Annotated in this window: 2 protein-coding genes and 1 pseudogene; all 3 read left to right on the top strand. The window is 65.1% G+C overall.

The window, feature by feature from the left end:
• Nucleotides 1-158 precede the first annotated feature (158 nt).
• Nucleotides 159-2,264, top strand: coding sequence for an elongation factor G (fusA, locus tag JYJ84_RS29585; RefSeq protein ID WP_175223015.1), 2,106 nt, complete (start codon nucleotides 159-161; stop codon nucleotides 2,262-2,264).
• A gap of 163 nt (nucleotides 2,265-2,427) precedes the next feature.
• Nucleotides 2,428-3,438, top strand: a complete 1,011-nt coding sequence (locus tag JYJ84_RS29580) for a HoxN/HupN/NixA family nickel/cobalt transporter (protein ID WP_175223014.1) — start codon at nucleotides 2,428-2,430, stop codon at nucleotides 3,436-3,438.
• A 291-nt stretch (nucleotides 3,439-3,729) separates the two neighbouring features.
• A pseudogene (locus tag JYJ84_RS38020) lies at nucleotides 3,730-4,336 on the top strand (hypothetical protein); the annotation flags it as partial.

The raw sequence follows: 4,336 nt of genomic DNA, 5'->3' as shown, positions 1-4,336 counted from the left end.
GGCTTTTTTTCGCCTGTCGGCGGCGGCACCCGGCTTGATTCCGCCGGTGCCGGCCGCATCTGCAAAAGCCACGCGCAAGCGCTATCCTTTAAGTCTAGCTTGTCCAATCCGGGCCTGCCCTGCCGGCCCGCTTACGATCCGAACCTAAGGAGGTTCACGTGCCCCGCAAAACCCCCATCGAGCGCTATCGCAATATCGGGATCAGCGCTCACATCGATGCCGGCAAGACCACGACGACCGAGCGCATCCTGTTTTACACCGGCGTGAGCCACAAGATCGGTGAAGTGCACGACGGCGCGGCCACGATGGACTGGATGGAGCAGGAACAGGAACGCGGCATCACGATCACGTCGGCGGCGACCACGGCCTTCTGGAAGGGCATGGCCGGCAATTATCCGGAGCACCGGATCAACATCATCGACACGCCCGGGCACGTCGACTTCACGATCGAAGTCGAGCGCTCGATGCGCGTGCTCGACGGCGCGTGCATGGTCTACGACTCGGTCGGCGGCGTACAGCCGCAGTCCGAAACCGTCTGGCGCCAGGCCAACAAGTACAAGGTGCCGCGCATCGCGTTCGTCAACAAGATGGACCGCATCGGCGCCGATTTCTTCCGCGTGCAGCGGCAGATCGGCGAGCGCCTGAAAGGCGTCGCCGTGCCGATCCAGATTCCGATCGGCGCGGAAGATCATTTCCAGGGCGTCGTCGATCTCGTGAAGATGAAGGCGATCGTGTGGGATGACGAAAGCCAGGGCGTGAAGTTCTCGTACGAGGACATCCCGGCGAACCTCGTCGAGCTCGCGCACGAATGGCGCGAGAAGATGGTCGAGGCCGCGGCGGAAGCCAGCGAGGAGCTGCTCGAGAAGTACCTGCACGACCATGAGTCGCTGACCGAGGACGAGATCAAGGCCGCGCTGCGCAAGCGCACGATCGCGAACGAGATCGTGCCGATGCTGTGCGGCAGCGCGTTCAAGAACAAGGGCGTGCAGGCAATGCTCGACGCGGTGATCGACTACCTGCCGTCGCCTGCCGACGTGCCCGCGATTCTCGGCCATGACCTGCACGACAAGGAAGCGGAACGTCATCCGAACGACGAGGATCCGTTCTCGTCGCTCGCGTTCAAGATCATGACCGATCCGTTCGTCGGCCAGCTGATCTTCTTCCGCGTGTATTCGGGGGTGGTCGAATCCGGCGACACGGTGCTCAACGCGACCAAGGACAAGAAGGAGCGGCTCGGCCGGATCCTCCAGATGCACGCGAACGAGCGCAAGGAAATCAAGGAGGTGCGCGCAGGCGACATCGCAGCGGCCGTCGGCCTGAAGGAAGCGACCACCGGTGACACGCTGTGCGATCCGGCTCACCCGATCGTGCTCGAACGCATGATTTTCCCGGAGCCGGTGATTTCGCAGGCCGTCGAGCCAAAGACGAAGGCCGACCAGGAAAAGATGGGCCTCGCGCTCAACCGTCTGGCACAGGAAGATCCGTCGTTCCGCGTGCAGACCGACGAAGAATCCGGGCAAACGATCATTTCGGGGATGGGCGAGCTTCACCTCGAAATTCTGGTCGACCGGATGAAGCGTGAATTCGGCGTGGAAGCGACGGTCGGGAAGCCGCAGGTCGCGTATCGCGAGACGGTGCGCACGCCGGCGAAGGACGTCGAAGGCAAGTTCGTCAAGCAGTCGGGCGGGCGCGGCCAGTACGGGCATGCGGTGATCACGCTCGAACCGAACCCCGGCAAGGGCTACGAGTTCGTCGACGCGATCAAGGGCGGCGTGATTCCGCGCGAATACATTCCGTCGGTCGACAAGGGCATCCAGGAAACGCTGAAGAGCGGTGTACTGGCGGGCTATCCGGTCGTCGACGTGAAGGTCACACTGACGTTCGGTTCGTACCACGACGTCGACTCGAACGAAAACGCATTCCGGATGGCCGGCTCGATGGCGTTCAAGGAAGCGATGCGCCGCGCGAAGCCCGTGCTGCTCGAACCGATGATGGCCGTCGAGGTGGAAACGCCCGAAGACTTCATGGGCAATGTGATGGGCGACCTGTCGAGCCGGCGCGGCATCGTGCAGGGGATGGAAGACATCGCGGGTGGCGGCGGCAAGCTCGTGCGCGCCGAAGTGCCGCTCGCGGAAATGTTCGGCTATTCGACGTCGCTGCGTTCGGCCACGCAGGGCCGCGCGACCTACACGATGGAGTTCAAGCAGTACGCGGAAACGCCGGCCAACGTATCGGAAGGCGTGATCAGCGCGAAAGCGAAGTAAGCGCAGCGCGCTCGCGCGCCACCACATGCAGGCAAGGCCCGTCCGGTTCCGGACGGGCTTTTTTTCGTCCGCTGCGCACGGTGCGCGGCTTTTTTGATCGGCACGCCCGGCAATTTTTTCGCGTGACACAATGCATCGCGATTCGTCAGATGGAACCGTCCCGATGCCGCCCACCCCTGCCCTGCGCCGCCTGCTGATCCTCTATGCCGGCCTGATCGCCGCGAACGCCGCTGTCTGGCTGTGGGCGCTCGCGGTGCTGCGCGATCATCCGCTGCTGCTCGGCACCGCCGCGATCGCATACGGGCTCGGCTTGCGTCATGCGGTCGATGCCGACCATATCGCGGCGATCGACGTCGCGACGCGCAAGCTGATGCAGGACGGCCAGCGCCCGGTGAGCGTCGGCCTGTTCTTCTCGCTCGGCCATTCGACGATCGTGATCGCCGCGACGCTCGGCATCGCGCTGACCGCATTCGCGCTGCGCGACCGGTTCGATGCGTTCCGCGAGATCGGCGGCACGATCGGCACGGCAGTGTCGGCCACCTTCCTGCTCGTGCTCGCGTGCGTGAACCTGGTGATCCTGCGCGATCTGTGGCGGCGCTATCGCGGCGGGCACGCGCACGCACACGATGCCACGCATGTACACCGGCCTGCCGGGCTCGTGTCCCGGCTGCTGCGCCCGCTGTTCCGGTTCGTGTCGAAGAGCTGGCACATGTATCCGGTCGGCGTGCTGTTCGGGCTGGGTTTCGATACTGCAACCGAAATCGGCCTGCTCGCGATCGCGGCCGCGCAGGCGAGCCAGGGGCTGCCGGTCTATACCGTCATGCTGTTTCCCGCGCTTTTCACCGCCGGCATGACGCTGATCGACTCGACCGACAACGTGCTGATGATTCACGCGTACGGCTGGGCGATGGACGATCCGCAGCGCAAGCTGCTCTACAACGCGAGCATCACGTTCGTGTCGGCGGCCGTCGCGCTGGCGATCGGCGGAATCGAGGCAGCCGGCCTGCTGGCCGACAAGCTGTCGCTGACGGGCCCCGTGCGCGACGCGCTCGATGCGCTCGGCGAACGCTTCGGCTCGATCGGTTACGGCATCGTCGCCCTGTTCCTCGTCTGCTGGATCGCGTCGATCCTGTTCCATCGCTGGCAGCACGCGGCCGATGCGCCTGCGCGCTGAACTTAGCTCAGACGTTTCATTCCGGAAACAAAATTCTCCCCAAAAACGTTGCAGGCGCCGTCGCGCGCCTGCGTGCGCCTTGCGCGACGGGCGCAAGCGGCCGATGGCACGAATCTCGCAGATAGGGATTCTGCACGGCGGGCCCGCATGCCGTTCCGCGATCGCAGCTGGCGTCCAGCGCCCGCCCGAAAGCGATCGGCTGCCGACAGGACTACGAACCTTTACCGGCCCCCTGCACCACACGTAGATCGCCGCGCGGCGACGAGGCATCGCGCGCATGGGGAGGCCATGATGCTCAAGACGAAACAACCGTTCCGTACGCCGGGACGGCGCTATCGCGCAACCTTGTTCGCCGCAGCCGCATTCGCGTGCTGTTGCTCGTATGCCGTCGCACAGGATGCGACACCGGACGCCGCGGCCGATGCAGTTGCCAACGCGGACGCCATCATGACGCTGGTCGACGACGCCTCGCCTTGCGCAGCCAATCCGGCTGCGTGCGCGGTGCACGTTTTCGCCGGCGGACACGTTGGCGGGAATGGCGCAGGCACGAGCGGCAATGGAAATGGCAACGGCGGCAGCCCAGGTAGCGGAAATGGCAACGGCAGCGGCAACAACGGGAACGGTACCGTCGGACCTGCTGGCATCGGTGGAACGACAAGCGGAACATCCGGCGGTACGAGTGGCTCGGGTGGCTCGGGCCGCGGAGGGAATGCGTCTGGCACCGGGGGTTCGGGTGGTGGTTCTTCTGGTGGTGGTACCTCCGGAGGCGGCACTTCAGGCGGTGGCACCTCCGGTGGCGGCACTTCCGGTGGCGGCACTTCAGGCGGTGGCACTTCAGGCGGCGGCACTTCAGGTGGCGGCACTTCAGGCGGTGGCACTTCAGGCGGCGGCACTTCAG

Source organism: Burkholderia sp. LMG 13014 (assembly GCF_905232215.1).
Classification (GTDB): domain Bacteria; phylum Pseudomonadota; class Gammaproteobacteria; order Burkholderiales; family Burkholderiaceae; genus Burkholderia.
Note: the sequence above shows the minus strand (reverse complement) of the source record. Positions and strands in the feature narration are given on the sequence as shown.

What these genes read in the sequence shown, in the direction of transcription:
- JYJ84_RS29580 (WP_175223014.1), top strand. Translation starts at nt 2,428, where the DNA reads ATGCCGCCCACCCCTGCCCTGCGCCGCCTGCTGATCCTCTATGCCGGC.